This is a genomic window from Neisseria lactamica (assembly GCF_901482445.1).
In the GTDB taxonomy this organism is placed as follows: domain Bacteria; phylum Pseudomonadota; class Gammaproteobacteria; order Burkholderiales; family Neisseriaceae; genus Neisseria; species Neisseria lactamica.
The window spans coordinates 1,733,486-1,755,529 of the sequence record NZ_LR590477.1; the positions used below are offsets into that span (position 1 = coordinate 1,733,486).

Below are 22,044 nucleotides of genomic sequence, written 5' to 3' on the forward strand. Positions count from 1 at the left end.
TAGTACAGCCCCTTATTTTTTGGCTTTGAAGCCGAGCAGATGCCGGGTGGTGGCAAGCCACGCTCCGAATACGCCCAACGCGATGACGAAGCCGAACACCAGCGCGATTTCTTCAGGATAAAAGAAACGCCAGCCGATATTGAGCCCGTAGGGTTTGAAGATGGCATCGACCAAGGGGCGCACGGCGGAAAGCAGCCAACCGCAAAGCCCCAGGCTGACGGCGGCGGAAAGGATGCTCTGCCACATTGCCTGATAAAGGAAGGGGCGGCGGATGAACGATGCGGGCGCGCCCAAGAGTTTGGTGATTTCGATTTCTTCTTTGCGGCTGAGGATTTGCAGGCGGATGGTGTTGTGTGCGACAAGGACGAACGCCATACCCAGCGTCAGGGAAAGAAACCATAGGATTTTGCGGATGAACTCGTTGATTTGGTACAGCGTTTGCACCCATTCGGTATCCATAGACGCGGATTCGACCATAGGCAGTTTGGTAATGTCCCGGTAGATTGCCTGCATTTGCGCGGGCGTGGTTGCCGGGTCGGGGGTAACGATAAATGCGTCGGGCAGCGGGTTGCCGTCGAGCATCGAAACCAAATTTTGGTCGAGGTTGGACTGTAATTCCGCCAAGCCGTCTTCCTTGCCGATGAAGCGGACGTTGGCGATCCGTTTGTCGCGCGCCAGCAGGCTGCGGACGGTATCGCTGTCGCTTTGTGCGGCGGCGGTTTCCATATAGATGGTGATTTGCGGCGACTCGTTGAGTTTGCCCAACACGCTTTGCCCGCTTTGGATGCCCAGATACATAAACAGCGGCAGGGTCATCGCGACGGCGAGCATCAGGAGGGTGAGCAGCGTGCCGAAGGGTTGGCGCAGAAGCTCTTTGAGCGCGGTGCGGGCGGATTCGATGTGCAGCGAGAGGTAGTGGATGATGCTCATGCGAGCCGTCCTTTCGAGAGGCGCAGGATGCGGTGACCGTAGTCCGCCATCAGGGTTTCGTCGTGGGCGGCGACGATGACGGTGGTTCCTGCTTCGTGGAAGGTTTTGAACAATTCCATAATATCGAGCGCGTAGGCGCGGTCGAGGTTGGCGGAGGGTTCGTCGGCAATCAGCAGGCCGGGCTGGTGGACGACGGCGCGGGCGATGCACAGGCGTTGCTGTTCGCCGCCCGAGAGGGTGACGGGATCGTCTAATTCTCGCCCTTTCAAGCCGACTTTTTCGATGGCGATGCGGGCGCGTTCTTCGGCTTTTCGCGGCGGATAGCCGATAATCCGCAGCGGGAGGATGACGTTTTGCAGGACGTTGCGGTCGTAGAGGATTTTGTGGTCTTGGAATACGATGCCGATGTGTTGGCGCATAAAGCCGATTTGGTTGTCGGACAGTTCGCCCAAGTCTTGATTGTTGAACCACACTTTGCCTTTGCCGGGTTTGGTAATGCCTGAAATCAGCTTGAGGACGGTGGACTTGCCCGAACCGGAGTGTCCGGCGATAAAAATCATCTCGCCTTTTTTGATTTGGAAGCTGACGTTTTTCAGGGCTTCAAAACCGCCGGGGTAGGTTTTGGAAACTTGTTCGAAACGGATCATAGGAGGTCCTGTAAGGAATGGGCATACCGTATCAGTTTGTCTGCCTGAAGGCGGGGTGTCTGCGGTATGCCGTCTGAACAATAAGTAAGTAACGGAGATTATAAAGATTCCGCCTGTTTTTAGATAGTGGATAAGTTTGGCGGATACTGGCGGCCGGGCGGGAAAAATGCCGTCTGAAGCGGCTTCAGACGGCATCCGGCGTTTAACGGCATTTTGAATGGGCGAGTTTGACGGCTTCGGTCAGGCTTTTTTCGTTTGCCTCCCCTGTAATGGTCTGCCTGTATCCGCATTTCGGGGCTTCGACGACGGTAAAGGGCAGTACGCCGACAGTGTTTCCGTAGGATTTCATAAAGTTTCGGCTGTTCGCCCCGGTGTAACGCCAAATCGGGTAGGAAACAGGGGTTTGCTTGAGGAAGTTGCCGATATTGTCGGACGTGTCGAGCGCGATACCGACCATATCGACGCTACCTTTTTTCTGCGCTTTGTACCATTTTGACATCACCGGCATCTCTTTGCGGCACGGGCCGCACCAGGTCGCCCAAAGGTTGACGATGCGGACGGGGGCTTTGAGCGATTGCAGGCTTTGCGCGGCACCGTCTTTCCATCCGGCCAGTTCGTCTGCCGAGGCGGTATGTGCGGCAAATGTGGCGGCAAGGGCGATTGCGGCAAGATTCAAGTATTTCATCGTTTTGTCCTTTGTATGTCGATTCGGGTATTGTAAACCGTTTGGTACGGTTGGAGGCGGGATATTGAGTAAAATCCTGCGTAAGCCGATAATAAGGGGATTGTCGAGAAGTAAGGAAATGTCATGTCTGAAATCAAAATTTTCCACAATCCCCGTTGCAGCAAATCGCGCGCCGCCTTGTCCCTATTGGAAGAACGCGGCATTGCTGCCGAAGTGGTCAAATATTTGGATACGCCGCCCGACTTGTCCGAATTGAAGGATATTTTCAACAAATTGGGTTTGGCATCGGCGCGCGGGATGATGCGTGTGAAAGATGATTTGTACAAGGAATTGGGTTTGGACAACCCTGATTTGGATAATGACGCGCTGCTGCGTGCCATCGCCGATCATCCCGCCCTGTTGGAGCGTCCGATTGTTTTGGCAAACGGTAAGGCGGCTGTCGGCAGACCGCTGGAAAATATCGAAGCGGTATTGTGAACAAACGGCTGTTTTGCAGCCGCAACGGCTTGCGCTATTACCTGTTGGGCGGTTTCTGTTTGAGTGTTTTTCCGCTTTTGCTGGTGTTTGCCTCATCCGTTTGGGCGGTTTATCGGACGGGCGGTCAGGTTTTGCCGCCGTATGTCCGGGCGGATGCCGCGCTGGTGTTGGGCGCCGCCGCGTGGGACAAACGCCCTTCCCCGGTTTTTCGGGAACGCATCAACCACGCCATCGCGCTTTATCAGAGCCGCAGGGTTGGCAAAATCATTTTTACCGGCGGCAGGAGTAAAAAGGGTTATATGACGGAGGCGGAAGTCGGGCGGCGGTACGCGCTCAAGCAAGGAATTCCGCCGCGCAACATCCTGTTTGAAAACACTTCGCGCAACACTTATGAAAACCTGAACAACATCCGTCCGGTTTTGCGTGCCAACGGTATTGCCAGCGTGGTGATTGTCAGCGATCCCTACCATTTGGCGCGGGCGGCGGAAATGGCGGAGGATTTGGGTGTCCGCGTTTATATGTCTGCCACGCCGACCACGCGCTTTGATGCGGGAAATAAGAAAAAAATCTTTATGCTGCAAGAGGGATATGCGTTATCCCTCTACCGTTTGGAAAAATGGGGCGGCCGCTTTTGGGGATGGCTGTCTGATTGAAGCGGTAGAAAAATGCCGTCTGAAACTTATCCGCAAGTAAGTTTCAGACGGCATTTTTGATGCCCAAGCACGGTAAAACCAGTAAAATAAACGCTTTCAAAGATTTCGGAGCCATTATGACCGTCAAAACCCGTTTCGCCCCCAGCCCCACCGGCTACCTGCACATCGGCGGCGTACGCACCGCCTTGTTTTCTTGGGCGTTTGCCCGCCATCACAAAGGCGAATTTTTATTGCGTATCGAAGACACCGACTTGGCGCGGTCCACCGCCGAATCCGCCAACATCATCCTCGACGGCATGAAATGGGTCGGACTGGATTACGACAACGCCGACAACGTGGTGTACCAAACCCGCCGCTTCGAACGCTATAAAGAAGTCATCGCCGAACTCTTGGCAAAAGGCGATGCCTACTACTGCTATTGCAGCAAAGAAGAATTGGAAGCGATGCGCGAGAAAGCCGAAAAGGAAGGTACGGCGACTTACGACCGCCGCTGGCGGCCGGAAGCAGGCAAAACCATGCCCGAAATTCCTGCCGGCGTGCAACCCGTCGTCCGCTTCAAAACGCCTTTGGACGGCGTTACCAAATGGACAGACCTGGTCAAAGGCGAAATTTCTATCCCCAACGAAGCCCTCGACGACCTGATTATCGCCCGCGCCGACGGCACGCCGACCTACAACTTCTGCGTCGTGGTGGACGACTACGACATGGGCGTTACCCACGTTATCCGGGGTGACGACCATGTAAACAATACCCCGAAACAAATCAATATCTTGAAAGCCATCGGCGCAAACCTGCCCGAATACGGTCATCTGCCGATGATTCTCAACGAACAAGGCAAAAAAATCTCCAAACGCAGCGGCGATACCGTCGCCATTACCGATTTCGGCGCGATGGGCATCCTGCCCGAAGCGATGCTCAACTATCTGGCGCGTTTGGGCTGGGCGCACGGCGACGATGAGTTCTTCACGATGGAACAATTTATCGAATGGTTTGATTTGAAAGACGTTTCCCCGTCCCCAAGCCGTATGGACTTGAAAAAACTCTATTGGATTAACGGCGAACACATCAAAATCACCGCTAACGACAAGCTCGCCGAACTCGTCAAACCGCGCCTCTCGTTGCGCGGACTTCACGAAACAGGCAAACCTGCTTTGGAAGACGTGTTGGCATTGGTCAAAGACCGCGCCCAAGATCTGAACACGCTTGCCGACGAGTGCCTCTACTTCTACGTCAAACAAACGCCTGCCGAAGCAGACGTGCAGAAACATTGGGACGACGAAGCCGCCGCCCGTATGCTGCGCTTCGCCGAACGCCTTGAAGGTTTGGAAGACTGGAATGCCGAAGCCATCCACGACCTCTTCAAACCTTTCTGCGACGAAGAAGGCATCAAAATGGGCAAGCTCGGTATGCCCCTGCGCCTCGCCGTCTGCGGTACGGCGAAAACCCCGAGCGTCGATGCCGTGTTGGCATTAATCGGCAAAGAAGAAGTGTTGAAACGCATCCGCGCTTAAGTTATCCACAGGCGCGGGCGATGCCGTCTGATGTCGGAATACGGCTTCAGACGGCATTCAAACGGAAGTTGAAAATGAAAAAAATATTGTATTTTCTGATGGTTGTTTTTTCTACAAGCGTATGGGCCGGGGATGCTGAAGACAATCTGCTCAGTATCCAATCCGGTTACCGCGCCTTATTGCAAAAGCAAAACAATCTGGACGGAAAAATTATCGGGATGCAGTCGGATTTGGAAGATGCGCGCCGGCGTTTGCAGGCGGCGCAGGCGGATATTACACGCTTGGAGGCGGAAATCCCCAAGGCGATGGCGATGAAAGCAAGGCAGGAAGAGGAATTGAAGCAGGCGGGGCTGCGTTTGAACCATGCTTGGAATGCGGTTTATGGTGCAGGAGGGACGAAAGCGGCGGGAAATTAACCGATGCATTCTGATTTTGCGGAAAACAAAGGCGGCGGTGTTTTTTACCGGCGGCAACATACGGAGATTGCCAATCCGGAGCCGGTGCGGCTTAACACTGCGCCGGCCTGCGGATAAAATATCCGTCATATCTTTTCGGATTGCCCGGCGAATGCCGTCTGCGGGAGCGGGCGGTTTTTTTGTATGTGTTTGAATCGGTTGATTTCATCCGTTTGCAAGGGAAACCGGCTTGAACGCAAACCTTATGAGGATGCCCGGGCCAATTCTTTCAGTCTGTACAACTCGGACAGGGCTTCCAACGGGGTCAATTTGTCCGGGTCGAGCCGGTTTAATGTTTCGGTCAGGATGCCGTCCGAACGGCTGCCCGCATCGTCGTCCGCCGGCGTGCCGGCATCCGAACCGCCCCGTCCTTCCTGCGCAAGATTGAAAATATCGAGCTGCGGTTGTGCGTCGGCGGCTTGGGCTTCGAGTTCGTCCAGATATTTTTGGGCGGCTTTCAAAGCGCGGTTGGGCAGGCCGGCGAGTTTGGCGACGGCGATGCCGTAGCTTTTGCCGGCGGGACCGGGTTGGATTTGGTGTAAAAACACAATATCCCTCCCCTGTTCGAGCGCGGAAAGATGCATATTGACGGCGGCGGCGCAGGTTTCGGGCAGGCGCGTCAATTCAAAATAATGGGTGGCGAAGAGGCTGAAGGATTTGTTTTTTTGCAGCAGGTGTCCGGCAACGGCGTGGGCGATGGCGAGTCCGTCAAAAGTCGAAGTGCCGCGTCCGACTTCGTCCATTAAAACAAGGCTTTGTTCGGTGGCGTGGTGGAGGATGCAGGCGGTTTCGCTCATTTCGACCATAAAGGTGGAGCGGTTGGAGGCGAGATCGTCGGATGCGCCGATGCGGGTGAAAATTTGATCGACGGGGTCGATTCGGGCGGAATCGGCAGGCACGAAGCTGCCGGTGTGCGCCAATAGGACGATGAGGGCGACTTGGCGCATATAAGTGGATTTGCCGCCCATATTCGGGCCTGTAAGCAGAATGAGGCGGTGTTTGTGGTTGAGGTCGGTGTGGTTGGCGGTGAAGTGGCGCACCTGCTGTTCGACGACGGGATGCCGGCCGTTTTCGATGCGGATAACCGGATAGTCGGCAAACTCGGGGCGGACGAAGCCGTGTTCGGCGGCAATGGCGGCAAACGTGGAAAGTACGTCGAGTGCGGCGGCGGCTTTGGCGGCTTTTTGAAGCTGCGGCAATGCCGTCTGAACTTCTTTCAGCAGGGCTTCAAACAGGCGTTTTTCCAATGCCAATGCCTGCTCTTGCGCGGTCAGGACTTTGTCTTCGAAGGTTTTGAGTTCGGGCGTGATGAAGCGTTCGGCGTTTTTCAGGGTCTGGCGGCGTTGGTAGTCGGCGGGTGCTTGTCCGGCTTGGGTTTTGGATAATTCAATGTAAAAGCCGTGAACGCGGTTGAACTCGACTTTGAGGGTGGAGAGTCCGGTACGTTCGCGTTCGCGCGCTTCAAGCTCAAGCAGGAATTCGTCGCCGTGGTTTTGGATGTGGCGCAATTCGTCAAGTTCTGCCGAATAACCTTGGTTGATGACGCCGCCGTCTTTGAGCCAGACGGCGGGTTCGGGCATCACGGCGGCTTTGAGGGTTTCGGCGACGGGCAGGGTTTCGGGAAAAATGGCTTTGAAGGTTTCTAAGAGACTGCTGCCCTCGGCGGACAATTCGATTTCGGACAGGGCAAACAGGCTGTCGCGCAGGGCGGCGAGGTCGCGCGGACGGGCGTTGCCGACGGCGATGCGGGCGGCGATGCGTTCGATGTCGGCAATGCTTTTCAGACGGCATTGGAGAGGCTTGTATTGGCTTTCCAGCGCGGCAACGGCTTCTTGGCGGGCGCGGATGTGGGCGCGGCTGCGTAAGGGGTGGTGCAGCCAGAGTGCCAAAAGGCGGCTGCCCATATGGGTGGCGCAGCCGTCGAGTATGGAAAACAGGGTCGGCGATTTTTTGCCGGAGAGGGTTTGCGTGATTTCGAGGTTGCGGCGCGTGGCGGCATCCATACCGATATATTGGCTGTCGGTTTCGAGCGAAATGCCGTCGAGGTGTTGCGGCATCAGGTTTTGCGTCAGGCGGATGTAGTTCAGCAGCGCGCCCGCCGCGCCGACGGCGGCTTCGTGTTCCTTGCCGTCCAAACCGAAGCCGTGCAGGTCTTGGCAGCCGAAGTATTCGGTCAACAGTTTCGCGCCCGCATCGGCGGCAAACTGCCACGGGTTCAGGCACGTGATGTTGGAGAAGTTTGCCTGAAAACCGTCAGGCAGGCTTTTGCCTTCGGGTAACAGAATTTCCGCCGCCTGCAAACGCGCCAGCTCGTCAGCGAGTTTGTCCGCCGTCGTCAGCTTGGTTTTGAATTCGCCGCTTTGCAAAGATGCCCACGCGATAGCGATGTGTTTTTTGTCTATATTTACCGCCGCGATGCGGTTGGTTTCCTTGTCTTCCAAAAACGCCGCGTCGGTCAGCGTACCGGGCGTAACGATGCGCACGACTTTGCGCTCCACCGGCCCTTTGCCCGCGCCGACTTCGCCCACCTGTTCGCACACCGCCACGCTTTTGCCCATCTTCACCAGCCGCGCCAGATACTGCTCCGCCGCGTGAAACGGCACGCCCGCCATCTTAATCGGCACGCCGTCCATCTGCCCGCGCGTGGTCAGGGTGATGTCCAACAGCTTCGCCGCTTCCACCGCATCATCCAAAAACAATTCGTAAAAATCGCCCATACGGTAAAACACCAACTTGTCGGCGTGTTGCGATTTGATGGCGAGATACTGCTGCATCATCGGGGAAACGGCGGATTTGCTCATAAGGCTGCCTTATCAATATGGAAGACCGGTATTGTAGCAAAAAGGATTTGTTTCAGACGGCGCGAAAGAGTGGGGGAAACTTGTTTGTAAATCTGTCGGCACACCTTGGAAAAGGGAAAAGTTATCCATAGCAAATATTGAAAAGCCTAAAATATCCACTTCTGCCCTACTTCAACTTCAATTCTTAAACTCAAAAAATCTTCACAATAAGTTAATGAAAAACCCAAACTATTTCTACTTATACACATAACAGGCGGCAATCATCAAAATCATCATTAAAATTTAAAGTCAAATATTGAGTGTGCGTTTTAAAATAACGAAATTCATCTGTATCAAACAAAGCACAAGTAATTTTATGTAATAGTGGAATGTAATTTTGTTTCAGAATACAATACAGACATTGGACTTTATTTCACAACCCGGAGACAAAATATGAGCATCAAAGTAGCGATTAACGGTTTCGGCCGCATCGGCCGCCTCGCATTGCGTCAAATTGAAAAAGCCCACGGTATTGAAGTCGTCGCCGTCAACGACCTGACCCCGGCCGAAATGCTGCTGCACCTTTTCAAATACGACAGCACCCAAGGCCGTTTCCAAGGCACAGCCGAACTGAAAGACGATGCCATCGTGGTAAACGGCAAAGAAATCAAGGTTTTCGCCAATCCGAATCCCGAAGAATTACCTTGGGGCGAGTTGGGTGTGGATGTCGTTCTCGAATGCACCGGCTTCTTTACCAACAAAACCAAAGCCGAAGCCCATATCCGTGCCGGCGCGCGCAAAGTCGTGATTTCCGCCCCCGGCGGCAATGATGTGAAAACCGTCGTATATGGTGTGAACCAAGATATTTTGGACGGCAGCGAAACCGTCATCTCCGCCGCTTCCTGCACCACCAACTGTCTTGCCCCGATGGCGGCAGTCCTGCAAAAAGAGTTCGGCGTGGTCGAAGGTCTGATGACCACCATCCACGCCTACACCGGCGACCAAAACCCCCTTGACGCGCCGCACCGCAAAGGCGATTTGCGCCGCGCCCGCGCCGCCGCGCTCAATATTGTGCCCAACAGCACCGGTGCCGCCAAAGCCATCGGTCTGGTTATCCCCGAATTGAACGGCAAACTCGACGGCTCCGCCCAACGCGTCCCCGTCGCCACCGGCTCGCTGACCGAATTGGTTTCCGTCCTCGAACGCCCTGTAACCAAAGAAGAAATCAACGCCGCGATGAAAGCCGCCGCCAGCGAATCTTACGGCTACAACGAAGATCAAATTGTTTCTTCCGACGTTGTCGGCATCGAATACGGCTCGCTCTTCGATGCGACCCAAACCCGCGTGATGACCGTGGGCGGCAAACAACTGGTGAAAACCGTTGCCTGGTACGACAATGAAATGTCCTACACCTGCCAACTCGTCCGCACTTTGGAATACTTTGCAGGCAAAATCTAAGGCTTGAACAAACCTGTGGATAAGTAAATGCCGTCTGAGCGCAATGTGTTCAGACGGCATTGTTTATCTGTCACTTGATATTGCGGCTTATGGCGAACAAACAACAGCCGTTTGTTCAACTGCTATGCGGCAAAACCGGATTTTTGCCCGATTTAAAGCGGGGTTAGGGAAAGATCAATAACGGTTGCGCGGTTTTCCTCGATTTGAAACCTGACTTCGTAATCCGCAATATTCATCACATAAATCCGTTCGGGAATATCCTGATAGGCGGGGCGCGGGTCTTGGGCAATACTTTGGATGATGAGTTTTTTGGTGTTTGCAGATAAATTTTCCGCACCGATGTTTTCCTGCCAAACGACTTCCAACTCTACGGGTTTGCCGCTGACGAAACCGGATGCAGCATCGGGTTTGGATTCGACAAAGGGGATATAAGGCTTGATGTCCACAATCGGCGTGCCGTCCAGCAGGTCTGCACCGCTGCAATAGAGGCGGACGGGTTTGCCGGTTTCGATGCGTTCGAGTTTCAGGAGCGAGAGTCCGAGATGGTTGGGGCGGTGGGGGCTGCGCGTGGCGAACACGCCCATTTTTTGTTTGCCGCCGAGCCGTGGCGGGCGCACCATTTGCGCCCAGCCTTCATCCAATACGCCGTGGAAGATAAAACTTATCCACACATAATCGAAATCTTCCAGCCCGCGCACGCTGTCTGCGGTAAATTCAGGATTCAGCTCGATGCAGGCTTCTGCGGCGGAGACCAAACCGGGCTGGCGGGCGATGCCGAATTTCTGTTTGTAGGGCGAGCGGGCGGTGCCGATGGGGGTAAGGGTATAAGTCATAAGATTGTGGATAAGTTTTTTGGAAAAACCTTATCTTATCACAGCCGGTTTTACCGCTTTCGGGCAGTAATTTGTTATAATACAGGGCATTTTAATCGTGTTGAAATGATGAGATGATTGTTTCCATTGATGTTGATGCACAAAAAACTTTTACGCCTTTGTGTCCTGACGAGCTGCCTGTGAACGAGGGGCATCTGATTGTCGAGGAGTTGAATGCCCAAGCCGCTTTGGCGGATTTGCGTGTGATGACGAAAGATGCGCATCATATGGCGGCAAAATGGCTTGTGGATAACCCTATTGATATGTTGAAACCGACAGGTTTGCCCGATGCGGATTTGACTTGGGTGGCTCATGCGATGGTTGGTACGCGAGGCTATGAATTGTTGGATGGGCTGCCTTCTGCCAAAGAATACGATTATTGCGTTTGGAAAGGCGTTGATCCCGAATTACATCCTTACGGCGCGTGTTTTCACGATATTGAGGAAAAACTGAGCACAGGGTTGATTGAATGGCTGTGCTGTCAAAATACGGATACGGTCATTGTCGGCAGCTTGGCTACAGATTATTGTGTGAAAACAACGGTTTTACAGTTACTTGAAGGTGGTTGTTGGCAGGTTGTCGTCAATGAGGCGGCTTGTCGGGGTATTGCGCCGGAAACTATTAAAGCGGCATGGCAGGAAATGCGTTCTGCCGGTGCAATTATCTTAAAAAACGCTGAAGAAATTAAAAATTATATCAACAATCAATAACTTATAATTGTTTCACGTGAAACCCTCCCTTTCTAAAGTATGAAAATTTTGCTTGTCCGCTTGTCCAGTATGGGCGATTTAATTCACACTTTGCCCGCAATCGAAGATTTGGCGCGCCAATACTCCAGTGTGGAACTTCATTGGTTGTGTGAAGCCGGATTTGCCGATATTGTGCGCCTGCATCCGTTTGTGAAAAAAATCCATGTAATGAAATGGCGGCAATGGCGCAAACATCTCTTTCAGTCTGAAACTTGGCATGAAATAGGTCGTCTGAAACAGACTTTGCGGCAGGAAGCATTTGATTTCGTATTGGACAGTCAGGGTCTGATTAAAAGCGCGTGTTTCGCCAAAATGGCAAAATCCCCTATTTATGGTTTGGATAAACACAGTGCGCGCGAGGGATGGGCTGCTTTGGCGTATGTGAAAACATACGCTGTACCCAAAGGTAAAAATGCCGTTTGGCGCAACCGTGAGTTGTTTGCCCAAGTGTTTGAGTATGTGATGCCTGAAACGCAGGTATTCGGTTTGACTGTTCCCGAAGTAGGTTGTCTGAAAAACTTAGAGCAACCGTATTATGTTGCTTTACATGCGACCAGCCGGGACAGTAAGTTATGGTCTATGGAAAATTGGCGAGTGTTGCTGCAAAAATTAAATGAAGAACAACAATGCAACGTTTACCTGCCTTGGGGAAACGAGACTGAAAAGGCGCGTGCGGAACAGATTGCAGATGGGCTGCCTTTTGCCATTGTGTGCGATAAAATGAATTTGTTGCAGGCGGCGTATCTGTTGAAGCAGGCGGTCGGAATTGTCGGCGTGGATACTGGTTTGCTGCATTTGGCAAATGCTTTGGAAAAACCTGTGGTCGGTATTTATACTGATACCGATCCGATTAAAACAGGTGTTCAGGTTTCGGCTGTTGCAAAAAATTTGGGCAATATCGGGCAGATTCCGACTGCGGATTTGGTTTATCAAACATTAATGGATTGCGTGGCTGCCGATAAGGTTCGGATGCCGTCTGAAACTGAAATGGCGGGGTGATGCTTCCAATTTATCGAGTGTGGGAATGTATACCTGCCGGTCTGAGTAAATACTTTAAAATAATATAATCGGCAAGTATTATCCGGAAGATTTTTAAATAAATTCGTTTTTAAGGAAAGCGGATTTGGTTTTATAGGAAAGAAGGTTTGGTTTCGCTGAATGGAAAGCAACGTTCTTTTGGGAGAATTCAATGAAAGCACTGGTCGCGGTAAAGCGCGTAGTGGACTACAACGTCAAAGTTCGTGTAAAAGCCGATGGTTCGGATGTAGATATCGGTAATGTCAAAATGTCGATGAATCCGTTTGACGAAATTGCTGTGGAAGAAGCCGTCCGACTAAAAGAAGCCGGAAAAGTGAGCGAAATCGTAGCGGTTTCTTTGGGTGGAAAAAAATGCGAAGAAACCTTGCGTACCGCTTTGGCGATGGGTGCCGATCGTGCCATTCATGTTGAAACCGATGCAAAATTGGAGCCGCTGGCAGTTGCCAAGCTGCTGAAAGCTGTTGCGGACAAAGAAAATCCGCAAATTTTCTTTTTGGGTAAACAGGCAATCGATGATGATGCCAACCAAGTGGCGCAAATGCTGGCAGCTTTGTTGAATGCGGCGCAAGGTACGTTTGCTTCAAAGGTACAAATTGAAAGTGACGAAGTGCAGATTGTGCGCGAAATCGATGGCGGCGAAGAAACCATTGCATTGAAACTGCCTGCTGTTATCAGTGCTGATTTGCGTTTGAACGAGCCGCGCTTTGTCAAACTCCCCAATATTATGGCGGCAAAGAAAAAACCTCTGGAAAAACTAACTCCTGCCGATTTGGTTACCGACATTTCACCTCGTCTGAAAACGGTGAAATTCGCCGAGCCTAAAGCGCGTCAGGCAGGCGTAAAAGTAGCAAGCGTTGCCGAATTGGTTGAAAAATTGAAAAACGAAGCCAAAGTGATTTGAGGAGACTGAAATGAGCGTATTGATTATTGCCGAACACGACAACAAACAGTTGAATCCTGCCACTTTGCATGCTGTTACTGCTGCCGCCAAAATGGGCAAAGTCGATTTATTGGTTGCCGGAAGCGATGCATCGGCCGTAGTGGAATCCGCGAAGCAAGTAGCGGGTGTGGAAAAAGTTTTGGTTGCAGATGCTGCCTATTATGCCGAAGGTTTGGCTGAAGAACTGGCTCCGTTGGTTGTCAAATTGGCAGCGGATTACCGCCATGTTGCAGCAACGGCAACCACATTTGGTAAAAACCTTTTGCCCCGTGTAGCCGCCTTATTAGACGTACCGCAAATTTCCGACTTGACCGAGATTGTGGATAACACGACTTTTGTACGCCCGATTTACGCAGGGAATGCATTTGAAACCGTGCGGGCTGATTCGGAAAAATTGGTGCTGACTTTTCGTGCGACGGCTTTTGATGCAGCTCCTGCGCAAGGTGGTAACGCTGAAGCAATTAATGTTGAAGCAACCCCTGCTCAAAACCTGAGCCGTTTTGTGAACCGCCAGCTTTCCCATTCCGATCGTCCTGAGTTGACTCAGGCAAAAGTGATTGTTTCCGGCGGTCGTGCGCTGGGTAGTGCGGAGAAATTTAATGAAGTGCTGACACCGTTGGCGGATGTTTTGGGTGCGGCAATCGGTGCATCCCGTGCGGCAGTGGATGCCGAATATGCGCCAAACGATGCTCAAGTCGGACAAACCGGTAAGGTGGTTGCGCCACAGCTGTATTTTGCAATCGGTATTTCAGGTGCGATTCAACATGTTGCCGGTATGCAAGACAGTAAAGTGATTGTCGCAATCAATAAAGATGCCGATGCGCCGATTTTCAATGTAGCTGATTACGGATTGGTTGGCGATTTATTCGAAATCGTCCCGCAATTAACAGAAGCATTGAAAAATTGATGTTTCACGTGAAACGTTCAGACGACCTTATTATTAATGAGGTCGTCTGAAAACATTTCAGTATGATTACGACTTATAAAACCATTACTTCCCCGACGCGGGCTGAGTTTAAAGATAAAGGCAGCCGTTTTATCGCATTTGCCTATCCGATTCGGACATTGGCTGACGTGAAAAAATACCTCGATCCGTTAAAGGAAGAGCATCATAAAGCGCGACACTGGTGCTATGCCTATCGTTTGGGTGTGGATGGCATGCAATTTCGCGCCAACGATGATGGAGAACCGTCAGGAAGCGCGGGTCGGCCGATTTTGGGGCAGATTGATTCGGTAGGTATCACCGATGTTTTGGTTGTGGTCGTGCGCTATTTCGGTGGTACTTTATTGGGTGTTCCAGGTCTGATATATGCGTATAAAGAGGCGACGGCTCAAGTGTTGGCAGTTGCAGAAGTAGTTGAAAAGAATATTGAAAAAACCGTTTGGCTGAAATGTGAATATCCGTTTTTGAATGAAGCGATACGCATTGCCAAACAATATCAGGCGGGTATATTGGAGCAGGATTTACAGTTGGATTGCCGATTGACGGTAAGTTTGTCGTTGGCGAATTATGAAGTCTGTGTTGCAGCTTGGAAGAATACACGGCAGATTGAAGTAGATACGGAAAAGCCTTTTGAATGAAAAGGTCGTCTGAAAACCCATATCTTAGGGTTTCCAGACGACCTCTTCGCTCATTAATCTTCTTGCATATATCTGTCTAAGGCATCGACGCTGGAGCGTAAATATAGCCAAGCCGATTGATGGGATTCGCCCAGCGCGTTCCATAACGCATCTTCCTCATAATGCTGTATTCGCCTTCCGTACGCAAATCTAGTTCTGCCCCGTCTTCAATAGCCTGATGACACGCCTGATATTCGTGGGTATAGAAATTGTCCATATCGCGAATCAAAGCGGCGGCATGTTTCCAACGCCGGATGTCTTCTTCTAATTGCGGTAGTAAATGACACCATTCGCGGTATTTGCTTTGGATTTCATCAATACGTTTTTGCATGGTTGCTTGTCCTTTTTCAATTTTGTGGATAAGTTAAATAGATTGGCATAGTGGAATGAAGCGGTCTTTGTTTGATTCCACTAAAATTTATTCAAACGGGACAAAAGTCCCTTTATGTTGAGTTTTTGTTAAAAGTATATATTTGTCAAGGAGATGGCATGAAACTGCTGGTTATCGGTAATGGCGGTCGCGAACACGCGCTGGCTTGGAAATTGGCGCAGTCGCCCAAAGTGGAAACGGTATTTGTTGCGCCCGGTAATGCCGGTACGGCGATTGAACCCAAGCTCCAAAACGTCGCCTTGACTGCGCATCAGGATTTGATTGAATTCTGTCGTAAAGAAAATATTACTTTTACCGTCGTTGGCCCTGAAGCACCTTTGGCGGCAGGTATTGTGGATGATTTTCGTGCCGCGGGGCTAAAAATATTTGGTCCGACACAATATGCAGCGCAGTTGGAAAGTTCTAAAGATTTCGCCAAAGCATTTATGGCGAAATACAATATCCCGACCGCGCAATACCAAACCTTTGAAAATGCCGATGCTGCACACGATTACGTCAATCAGAAAGGTGCGCCTATCGTTATCAAAGCCGATGGTTTGGCGGCAGGTAAAGGCGTGATTGTGGCGATGACTTTGGATGAAGCGCATGCTGCGATTGACGATATGCTGCTGGGCAACAAAATGGGCAATGCCGGCGCACGTGTTGTGATTGAAGATTTTCTGCGAGGCGAAGAAGCGAGCTTTATCGTCATGGTTGATGGCAATCATGTGTTGCCTATGGCGACCAGCCAAGACCACAAACGTCTCTTGGACGGCGATAAAGGCCCGAATACGGGCGGTATGGGTGCGTACAGTCCCGCGCCCGTGGTAACGCCTGCTGTGTACGAGCGCGCGATGAACGAGATTATTTTGCCGACCGTAGCGGGGATGAAAGCGGAAGGATATGAGTTCACCGGTTTCCTGTACGCAGGTTTGATGATCGATCAAAGCGGAGCACCCTATACGATTGAGTTTAACTGCCGTTTCGGCGATCCCGAAACTCAGCCGATTATGAGCCGCCTGAACAGCGACTTGGCGGATTTGGTCGAAGCGGCAATAGACGGCAAACTCGATAGTGTAACCGCAGAATGGAACCCGCAAACTGCCGTAGGCGTGGTGCTGGCGGCACAAAATTATCCTGAAACGCCTAAAAAAGGCGATGTTATTTCTGGTCTGGATGCCGCCAACCAAATCGGCAAAGTTTTCCACGCAGGTACAACGGCAAACGGGAAAGGCGACGTATTGACCAACGGCGGACGAGTATTGTGTGTCGTAGGATTGGGCGACGATGTGGCGCAAGCCAAAGCCAAGGCGTATGACGCATTGGAAAAAATCAGCTTTGACGGGATGCAATACCGTAAAGACATTGCCGATAAAGCGATTAACCGTTAATTAGAAAGAGGATGATGCCGTCTGAAGCCAAGTGACTGATACGCTTCAGACGGCATTTTATATTATGTTATTTCCGAGAATTATCGCAGCATCAGCGCAACGTAAGTTAAGCGTTTATTTGAAAAAAGGCGGTTTGGTCGCCTATCCGACCGAATCTTGTTATGGTTTGGGGTGTCTTCCGACATTAGCCAAAGCACTCGGTAAGTTGGCGCATTTGAAAAAAAGGCCGCAACATAAGGGGATGATTGTCATCGGGAATCAATTTGAACAATTACAGCCTTTGCTTCAAATGCCGTCTGAAAATCTGCAGGATATGCTTAGAAAAGAATGGCCCGCCCCTAAAACGTTCCTATTATCCGCCAAATCCTGCGTATTACCCGAGTTGCGGGGGAAACAGCGCAGCAAGTTGGCGGTCAGGATTCCCGATCATGCAGGTGCAAGGCGTTTGTGTCAGGCATTGGGTATGCCTTTGGTTTCCACTTCATGTAATCGGGCGGGCAAACGTGCGTGTCGGGCGGAGAGGGAAGTCAGAAGGCAGTTCGGACGCGATGTGTGGATTGTCGGCGGGAGAATCGGCAGGCAGAAATCGCCGAGTCAGATTATCGACGGGGAAACAGGTAAACGTTTGCGTTAGATATGGGGGCTTGAATGAAAACTTTTTTGCATACGCAAAGAAAAAATTTTTCGGATGGTATTTCTCTACATGATTGTTATTGCACAGAGATAAAGGTAGAAGGACGCAACGTCTGCTTTGATTTTGAGGACGGTTTTGTCGTTCTGAACAATAATCCGAACAATCAAGCGGGCAAGCATCTGAAAACAGATTTTTCCCGTGTTGTTTTAACCCATGAAAATGAAAACGCCGAAGATGATTATTTGGTCGATATTTTTGAAGACATCGTTTTTTTAGGGAAACGTTTGTTTACAGTCAGAAAATTTCTTGATTTTTCTGAATTGCTTGAGATGGTCAATACACAAGGCTATTTTCTTGAATTTCTGTATTTGTATGAGTGTATCGGTGTCAAAACAAGCGATTATTTTTTAGAGGCTGTGTTGGTTACGGGACGAAGCCGGGAATGCAAAAAATGCTTTATCAAAATTATGGGGGCAAGCAGTTTTGTGTATCAATGGAACAATTTACGTTTGGATAATGAAATTGTATAGCAAGTTTATATTTCGGATGGAAGCCGGTTTGAAAAAATAATGTGGATAATTTTTGGGGTAACTTTTCAGGAAAATGGCAAAATGCCGTCTGAAATGCGGATATTTCAGTATTTCAGACGGCATTTTTATGATAAGGCTTGTGGATAAGTTTGTGTATAAGTTACAATCAGAGTTTTTTTCCGCATACGGTTTCATATTGTTTTTCGGTTAATGTCCCAGACAGGATGCTCATCGGGCGGAGGGAAGAGGCTGTGTAGCTTTGTGTGGAAATTTCTGTGTTTTTTGTATCAAACAACTGTAGCGAACTTAAGCGGTATGTTTTGTTGTTGCAGTGGATTTCCCACTCGGCAATGGCAGTCTTGTATGCGGGGGTGTTGGCAAAACGTTCTTGTTTTAGATTGGTCACAACTTTTTTATCTTGGAAAATCATCAGATTTCCGTTTTTTCTCACGCTGTCTTTATTGATATATGTATGAATATTGCCGTTTGAGATTGTGCCGATATTTTCCCATCGGGCAGACTTGTCCGGTGTGCTGCAGGCGGTTAGCAATATAGGAAGTAAAACGAAAGATAGGAAGATTGGGCGCATTGGGGTTTCCTTAATCATTGAAATCTGCTCATTCAGAAAGAACGGGTTGGGCGGGAGGGGTAGTGTCGTCTGTGAAATGAGGCAAATATGGCAAATTGATGCAGCCTTCGTGTTTTGCGTATTTATACATTCCGTATGGGAATATGCTGCTTTTGAAGCGTGTATTATGGATGAACTGCCGATAACAGTAAATCGGTTTGATTTGTTTCCGTCAGCTTATGCCGTCTGAAGCCCTTTCAGACGGCATTTATTTTGAAGTTCTGGTTGTTTTTGCCAGTGATATTTTGATGGTTTGAAGCTGTCTTTTATATTCCCGGCAATGCGGGCAGAACAGCAGGTGCATATATATGGAAATCTTCTCGCCCGGGGTGGTTTCCCGTTCCTGATGTTTGGAAAGAAGCAGGGCAATATCGCGGCATTTTTTCATAACGTTTACTTCAGGTTTTTTTGGTTGAACCATTTGATTTGCAGGCATTGGCGCAATGATTCTCGGGCGCGGTGCATAATGGTGTGGTAGTTGGCCGTGCTGATACCGCACATTTGTTGTATTTCGCCGGATGAAAAACCGAGTATTTCCTTCAGGGTAAATACCCGTGCGGTGTTTTCAGGCAGGTTGTATAGGCAGCTTTGCAGAATTTTTTGAAATTCGTTGTTATTTAATGATTTTTCCGGAGTGTTCCAATGTTGCGGCTGCCCTTCCGGCGTCCAATGCCCGTTTTGGGAAAAATGGCTTTCAAATGCTTCATCCAGCAGCTCGTCATCCAGTGCGGTAAAGACTTTCCTCTGCCTCCCGATTTGACGTAATGCGTCAATAATTTTGTTTTTCAATATGGCAAAAAGCCAGCTGTTGACAAGCGCCCTGCCTTGAAAACTGTCGCCTGCGCTGTATGCGGACAGCAATGTTTCCTGCACTAAATCTTCAGCCAAATCAGGGTGGTCGGGCAACTGGAGCCGCGCAAAATGCAGAAGCAGTTTGCGCGACTCCATTAATTCGGCATCGGTCAGGTCGGGTAGCGGCATAGTATCGGGAACAAGGTAATTTTATGCGGATAGATGGTTTTGGTCCGGGGAATTGCCTTCCATATTTTCGGATATGGCGGACAGGGAGGGGATGATAATCCTTTGTTCAATCCAACCTGACCATTTACCAAGCAAAATATTTTTCCAATTATCGGCTTCGGGCATAAATTCGACAAGGGTTTGGGCGAGGGTGTCAAACGAAAGCGCGGAGGAACCCATTATCTCCAGCAGCATCATATCGAAGCCGTCCAATGTTTGGTACATCACATCATCTTCGGCATTTCGCCATATTAACAAGGCTGTTTCCGCTTCCTGCAAATCATCGGTAACATCATATCGATATTGCCGGATAAAGGCCGCAGGGGAGGGCGTGTATTTGCTGTGATTTGAATAATGAATGTCGGGAATATCCGGAATTTGTGCAACTTCTGCCAGTAATTGGGTATATTCAAAATCCATCAGTGCCAAAATGTCGTCTGAAAGCGGCAGGCTTTGGCAATATTGTAGGAACTCGCCGGGGATTTCTTGAAAATAGGGCGTTTGGGCGCGCGCATCGCGGACGAAACCTTCTTTCAGACGGCCCCATTCTTCGCTGTCAAAGTATTGCAGCGTTTCGGTATAGCAGCGGTCGATAAAGCTGTGGATATTGTTGCGTATCAGGCGGATATAGACGTTCAGGCGGTCTTGCGGCAGGCCGTCTGCGGCTTCGCCCCCGCGTATGGCTTGGGCGAAACGGTGCTGGTATTGGGCGGAGGTTTCAGGCTGCACGGCGGTATTCCTTTCCGGCACGCGTTTGATAGTCGGCAATTTTGGCAACTTCGGCTTCGAGTTCGGCAAAAGGTGGGAAATTGAAATCGCGTTCCAACAGGGTGGGCGGAATCGTCGGCAGTTTGGCATAGGCAAGTTCGAGCAAGTCCCAAACAGTCGGCAAAACTGCCGCCCCGTGGGTATCAATCAGTAATTCGGGATTTTCGGCATCGTGTCCGGCGATGTGGATGTAGCACACGCGCCCTGCGTCAACGTTTTCCAAAAAAGCCTCCGGCGACAGCAGGCCGTGATTGACGGCGTTGACGTAGATATTGTTCACGTCCAGATGAATGCCGCAATCGGCCTCGCGTGCAACTGCGTTGAGGAACTCGACCTCGTTCATTTCGGCAAGCGGGGAATGCAGGTAGTAGGACGTGTTTTCTACAGCGATGCGGCAGCCCAAACGGTCTTGCACTTCGCGGATACGCCGTGCCGTATGATGCACCATTTCTTCAGTGAAGGGCAGCGGCAACAAATCGTAAAGATGACCGCCGTCGTGGCAGTAGCTCAAATGATCGGAGAAAAACGTGCAATCGTAACGGCGCATCATTTCTTTGATGCCATCTATCAAATCAGTATCCAGCGGGGCTTGCCCGCCCAGCGACATAGACAATCCGTGCAACGCCAGCGGCAGCCGTTCCGCTACGCGGTCAAACTGTTTGCGCGCCCTGCCGCCCATTTTCAGCCAGTTTTCGGGGGCAGCTTCAATAAAGCGTATCGGGCTGTCGTCTGAAAGTGAAAGAAAGTCTTCCGCCAAGTCGCGGCGGTAGCCTAAGCCTGCGTGTTGAATCATATTTTTACCCGGTTCGGATGGCACAAAAGAATAATGTGCTTGTTTAAAAAAATCTTTGTTTGCCGTTAAAAAAGCCGCATTTTACTGAAAAACGCGGCTTGGTTTGAAGGGGTGGGATTATTTAGAACCGCATTTGCCTTCGCCGCATTTGCCTTCGGCAGATTTGGCTTTGGCTTTAGATGCTTTGGTGTGTTTGTGGGCTTTTTTTACGGTTGCACCGCATTTGCCCTCGCCGCATTTGCCTTCTCCTGCTTTAGAAGCAGCCGCGCCGCACGAACCTTCGGCAGATTTGGACGCGCCGCAAGAGCCTTGGGCGGATTTTTGAACGCCTGTTGCGTTGCTTGCCGGTTTGTCGGCGGCAACGGCACCGGCGGCCAAAGACAGGGATAAAGCACCGGCGAGTGCGGCAGCAATGTTTTTGTTCATTTCTATTTCCTTTTCAGAATATCAAGTTAACGAGATAAGGTTGGAATGTTTAAAGTCAGATTCCACGACTGAATCAATCTTGTTTCAGACGGCATCGGGGGCAAAACCGTTTTTTCAGCAGCGTATCCAGCGACCATCCGCCCGCACCCTGCAAAAGCAGCGGGATTAATACCACGATATAAATTAAAGCCATTTTATAACCGTTGTCGCAGACATTGTAACCCGAACCGGCGTGAACCGCAGCCCAGGCGACGGCGGTAACGACCATCAGCCCCAATGCCGACAGGCGCGTTGCCAAACCCAAAAGCAACAGTACGGGCAGCAAAAGCTCCGCATACATCGCGAGATTCCAGTTTAACGCGTCCGGCAGCAAGTTGAACGGGAATGGAAATTGATCGTTGATTTCGGAAAACCAATTCTCCCCGTTCCATTTTTGCAAACCCGATTCCAAAAATTCATATGCGGCAAACAGACGCAAAACCAGCATAGCGGATGCCGTCTGCCAAGTTGTTCCGATTTTCATAAGTGTTCCTATTTTGGTTCTGTTGATACCCCATTAGACGGATTTTGTCGGAAAAACTGACACCCGGCAGCCAATAATTTAACAAGTTAATGAATATAAAAAGAAAGTATTTTGACGGAAAGAAAGGGAAAAAGGTGGGATATTTG

Annotated in this window: 25 protein-coding genes and 1 pseudogene; 13 read left to right on the plus strand and 13 right to left on the minus strand. The window is 50.4% G+C overall.

The window, feature by feature from the left end; genetic code table 11:
* Positions 1 to 12 precede the first annotated feature (12 nt).
* The 3 genes from ftsX to FGL10_RS09400 form a co-directional block, all read right to left on the minus strand.
* A complete protein-coding gene (ftsX, locus tag FGL10_RS09385; RefSeq protein ID WP_003710800.1) occupies positions 13 to 930 on the minus strand; it encodes a permease-like cell division protein FtsX in 918 nt (305 codons plus the stop codon).
* Positions 927 to 1,577 carry a cell division ATP-binding protein FtsE gene (locus FGL10_RS09390; RefSeq protein WP_003710799.1) on the minus strand — a complete coding sequence of 217 codons (651 nt, stop codon included), beginning with the start codon at positions 1,575 to 1,577 and terminating at the stop codon, positions 927 to 929. Before FGL10_RS09390 ends, ftsX begins: the two co-directional genes overlap by 4 nt.
* Before the next feature lie 202 nt (positions 1,578 to 1,779).
* Entirely contained in the window at positions 1,780 to 2,262 is a 483-nt protein-coding gene (locus FGL10_RS09400) for a TlpA disulfide reductase family protein (protein WP_003710797.1), read from the minus strand.
* Positions 2,263 to 2,385: 123 nt separating this feature from the next.
* Between FGL10_RS09400 and arsC the strand changes: the two genes are divergently transcribed.
* From arsC to FGL10_RS09420, 4 genes are all read left to right on the plus strand, one after another.
* Positions 2,386 to 2,739 (plus strand): arsenate reductase (glutaredoxin), encoded by a 354-nt coding sequence (gene arsC / locus FGL10_RS09405; protein ID WP_002242104.1) that lies wholly within the window; start codon positions 2,386 to 2,388, stop codon positions 2,737 to 2,739.
* On the plus strand, positions 2,736 to 3,392 hold the full coding sequence (locus FGL10_RS09410; RefSeq protein ID WP_003710795.1) for a YdcF family protein: 657 nt from the start codon (positions 2,736 to 2,738) through the stop codon (positions 3,390 to 3,392). Before arsC ends, FGL10_RS09410 begins: the two co-directional genes overlap by 4 nt.
* Positions 3,393 to 3,508: 116 nt before the next feature.
* A complete protein-coding gene (gltX, locus tag FGL10_RS09415) occupies positions 3,509 to 4,903 on the plus strand; it encodes a glutamate--tRNA ligase (protein WP_036470261.1) in 1,395 nt (464 codons plus the stop codon).
* 20 nt (positions 4,904 to 4,923) lie between these two features.
* Positions 4,924 to 5,319: a coiled-coil domain-containing protein gene (locus FGL10_RS09420; RefSeq protein WP_003710791.1), complete on the plus strand. Its 396-nt coding sequence runs from the start codon at positions 4,924 to 4,926 to the stop codon at positions 5,317 to 5,319.
* 242 nt (positions 5,320 to 5,561) lie between these two features.
* Here the strand turns inward: FGL10_RS09420 and mutS are convergent, their stop codons facing one another.
* A complete protein-coding gene (gene mutS, locus FGL10_RS09425; protein WP_003710788.1) occupies positions 5,562 to 8,159 on the minus strand; it encodes a DNA mismatch repair protein MutS in 2,598 nt (865 codons plus the stop codon).
* Between the two features lie 432 nt (positions 8,160 to 8,591).
* Here mutS and gap point away from each other — a divergent pair, with 432 nt between their 5' ends.
* On the plus strand, positions 8,592 to 9,596 hold the full coding sequence (gene gap, locus FGL10_RS09430) for a type I glyceraldehyde-3-phosphate dehydrogenase (protein WP_003710785.1): 1,005 nt from the start codon (positions 8,592 to 8,594) through the stop codon (positions 9,594 to 9,596).
* Positions 9,597 to 9,748: 152 nt separating this feature from the next.
* Here gap and tsaA read toward each other — a convergent pair whose 3' ends face one another.
* Positions 9,749 to 10,429 (minus strand): tRNA (N6-threonylcarbamoyladenosine(37)-N6)-methyltransferase TrmO, encoded by a 681-nt coding sequence (gene tsaA / locus FGL10_RS09435; protein WP_003710782.1) that lies wholly within the window; start codon positions 10,427 to 10,429, stop codon positions 9,749 to 9,751.
* 113 nt (positions 10,430 to 10,542) lie between these two features.
* On the opposite strand from tsaA, the gene FGL10_RS09440 reads away from it, so the two are divergent.
* The 5 genes from FGL10_RS09440 (at position 10,543) to FGL10_RS09460 (ending at position 14,776) form a co-directional block, all read left to right on the plus strand.
* Positions 10,543 to 11,178, plus strand: coding sequence for a nicotinamidase (locus tag FGL10_RS09440; RefSeq protein ID WP_138251451.1), 636 nt, complete (start codon positions 10,543 to 10,545; stop codon positions 11,176 to 11,178).
* Between the two features lie 39 nt (positions 11,179 to 11,217).
* On the plus strand, positions 11,218 to 12,216 hold the full coding sequence (gene waaC, locus FGL10_RS09445; protein ID WP_003710778.1) for a lipopolysaccharide heptosyltransferase I: 999 nt from the start codon (positions 11,218 to 11,220) through the stop codon (positions 12,214 to 12,216).
* 190 nt (positions 12,217 to 12,406) lie between these two features.
* On the plus strand, positions 12,407 to 13,156 hold the full coding sequence (locus FGL10_RS09450) for an electron transfer flavoprotein subunit beta/FixA family protein (RefSeq protein ID WP_003710776.1): 750 nt from the start codon (positions 12,407 to 12,409) through the stop codon (positions 13,154 to 13,156).
* 10 nt (positions 13,157 to 13,166) lie between these two features.
* Positions 13,167 to 14,102, plus strand: a complete 936-nt coding sequence (locus FGL10_RS09455) for an electron transfer flavoprotein subunit alpha/FixB family protein (protein ID WP_003710773.1) — start codon at positions 13,167 to 13,169, stop codon at positions 14,100 to 14,102.
* Between the two features lie 62 nt (positions 14,103 to 14,164).
* On the plus strand, positions 14,165 to 14,776 hold the full coding sequence (locus FGL10_RS09460) for an IMPACT family protein (protein ID WP_003710771.1): 612 nt from the start codon (positions 14,165 to 14,167) through the stop codon (positions 14,774 to 14,776).
* A 53-nt stretch (positions 14,777 to 14,829) separates the two neighbouring features.
* Here the strand turns inward: FGL10_RS09460 and FGL10_RS09465 are convergent.
* Positions 14,830 to 15,146 (minus strand): annotated as a pseudogene (locus FGL10_RS09465) (DUF4298 domain-containing protein).
* Positions 15,147 to 15,304: 158 nt separating this feature from the next.
* Here FGL10_RS09465 and purD point away from each other — a divergent pair.
* The 3 genes from purD to FGL10_RS09480 are packed head-to-tail and all read left to right on the plus strand — an operon-like array spanning position 15,305 to position 17,740.
* Positions 15,305 to 16,576: a phosphoribosylamine--glycine ligase gene (gene purD / locus FGL10_RS09470; protein WP_036470256.1), complete on the plus strand. Its 1,272-nt coding sequence runs from the start codon at positions 15,305 to 15,307 to the stop codon at positions 16,574 to 16,576.
* Positions 16,577 to 16,607: 31 nt separating this feature from the next.
* A complete protein-coding gene (locus FGL10_RS09475) occupies positions 16,608 to 17,210 on the plus strand; it encodes an L-threonylcarbamoyladenylate synthase (protein ID WP_171007436.1) in 603 nt (200 codons plus the stop codon).
* 14 nt (positions 17,211 to 17,224) lie between these two features.
* Positions 17,225 to 17,740 carry a hypothetical protein gene (locus FGL10_RS09480; RefSeq protein WP_003710767.1) on the plus strand — a complete coding sequence of 172 codons (516 nt, stop codon included), beginning with the start codon at positions 17,225 to 17,227 and terminating at the stop codon, positions 17,738 to 17,740.
* A 166-nt stretch (positions 17,741 to 17,906) separates the two neighbouring features.
* Here the strand turns inward: FGL10_RS09480 and FGL10_RS09485 are convergent, their stop codons facing one another.
* The 7 genes from FGL10_RS09485 to FGL10_RS09520 form a co-directional block, all read right to left on the minus strand.
* The gene (locus FGL10_RS09485) at positions 17,907 to 18,347 is read right to left on the minus strand and encodes a surface-adhesin E family protein (RefSeq protein ID WP_003710766.1); all 441 of its coding nucleotides are present in this window, start codon (positions 18,345 to 18,347) and stop codon (positions 17,907 to 17,909) included.
* A 229-nt stretch (positions 18,348 to 18,576) separates the two neighbouring features.
* A complete protein-coding gene (locus FGL10_RS09495; protein ID WP_003710764.1) occupies positions 18,577 to 18,756 on the minus strand; it encodes a zf-HC2 domain-containing protein in 180 nt (59 codons plus the stop codon).
* A gap of 5 nt (positions 18,757 to 18,761) precedes the next feature.
* Positions 18,762 to 19,349, minus strand: a complete 588-nt coding sequence (locus FGL10_RS09500) for a sigma-70 family RNA polymerase sigma factor (protein ID WP_003710763.1) — start codon at positions 19,347 to 19,349, stop codon at positions 18,762 to 18,764.
* Positions 19,350 to 19,370: 21 nt separating this feature from the next.
* Positions 19,371 to 20,117 carry an HvfC family RiPP maturation protein gene (locus FGL10_RS09505; protein WP_003710762.1) on the minus strand — a complete coding sequence of 249 codons (747 nt, stop codon included), beginning with the start codon at positions 20,115 to 20,117 and terminating at the stop codon, positions 19,371 to 19,373.
* On the minus strand, positions 20,107 to 20,949 hold the full coding sequence (locus FGL10_RS09510; RefSeq protein WP_003710761.1) for an HvfB family MNIO-type RiPP peptide maturase: 843 nt from the start codon (positions 20,947 to 20,949) through the stop codon (positions 20,107 to 20,109). The genes FGL10_RS09505 and FGL10_RS09510 overlap by 11 nt, the downstream gene beginning before the upstream one ends.
* A 117-nt stretch (positions 20,950 to 21,066) precedes the next feature.
* A complete protein-coding gene (locus FGL10_RS09515; RefSeq protein WP_003688122.1) occupies positions 21,067 to 21,375 on the minus strand; it encodes an HvfA family oxazolone/thioamide-modified RiPP metallophore in 309 nt (102 codons plus the stop codon).
* 73 nt (positions 21,376 to 21,448) lie between these two features.
* Positions 21,449 to 21,898, minus strand: a complete 450-nt coding sequence (locus tag FGL10_RS09520) for an HvfX family Cu-binding RiPP maturation protein (RefSeq protein WP_003710760.1) — start codon at positions 21,896 to 21,898, stop codon at positions 21,449 to 21,451.
* Positions 21,899 to 22,044 lie beyond the last annotated feature (146 nt).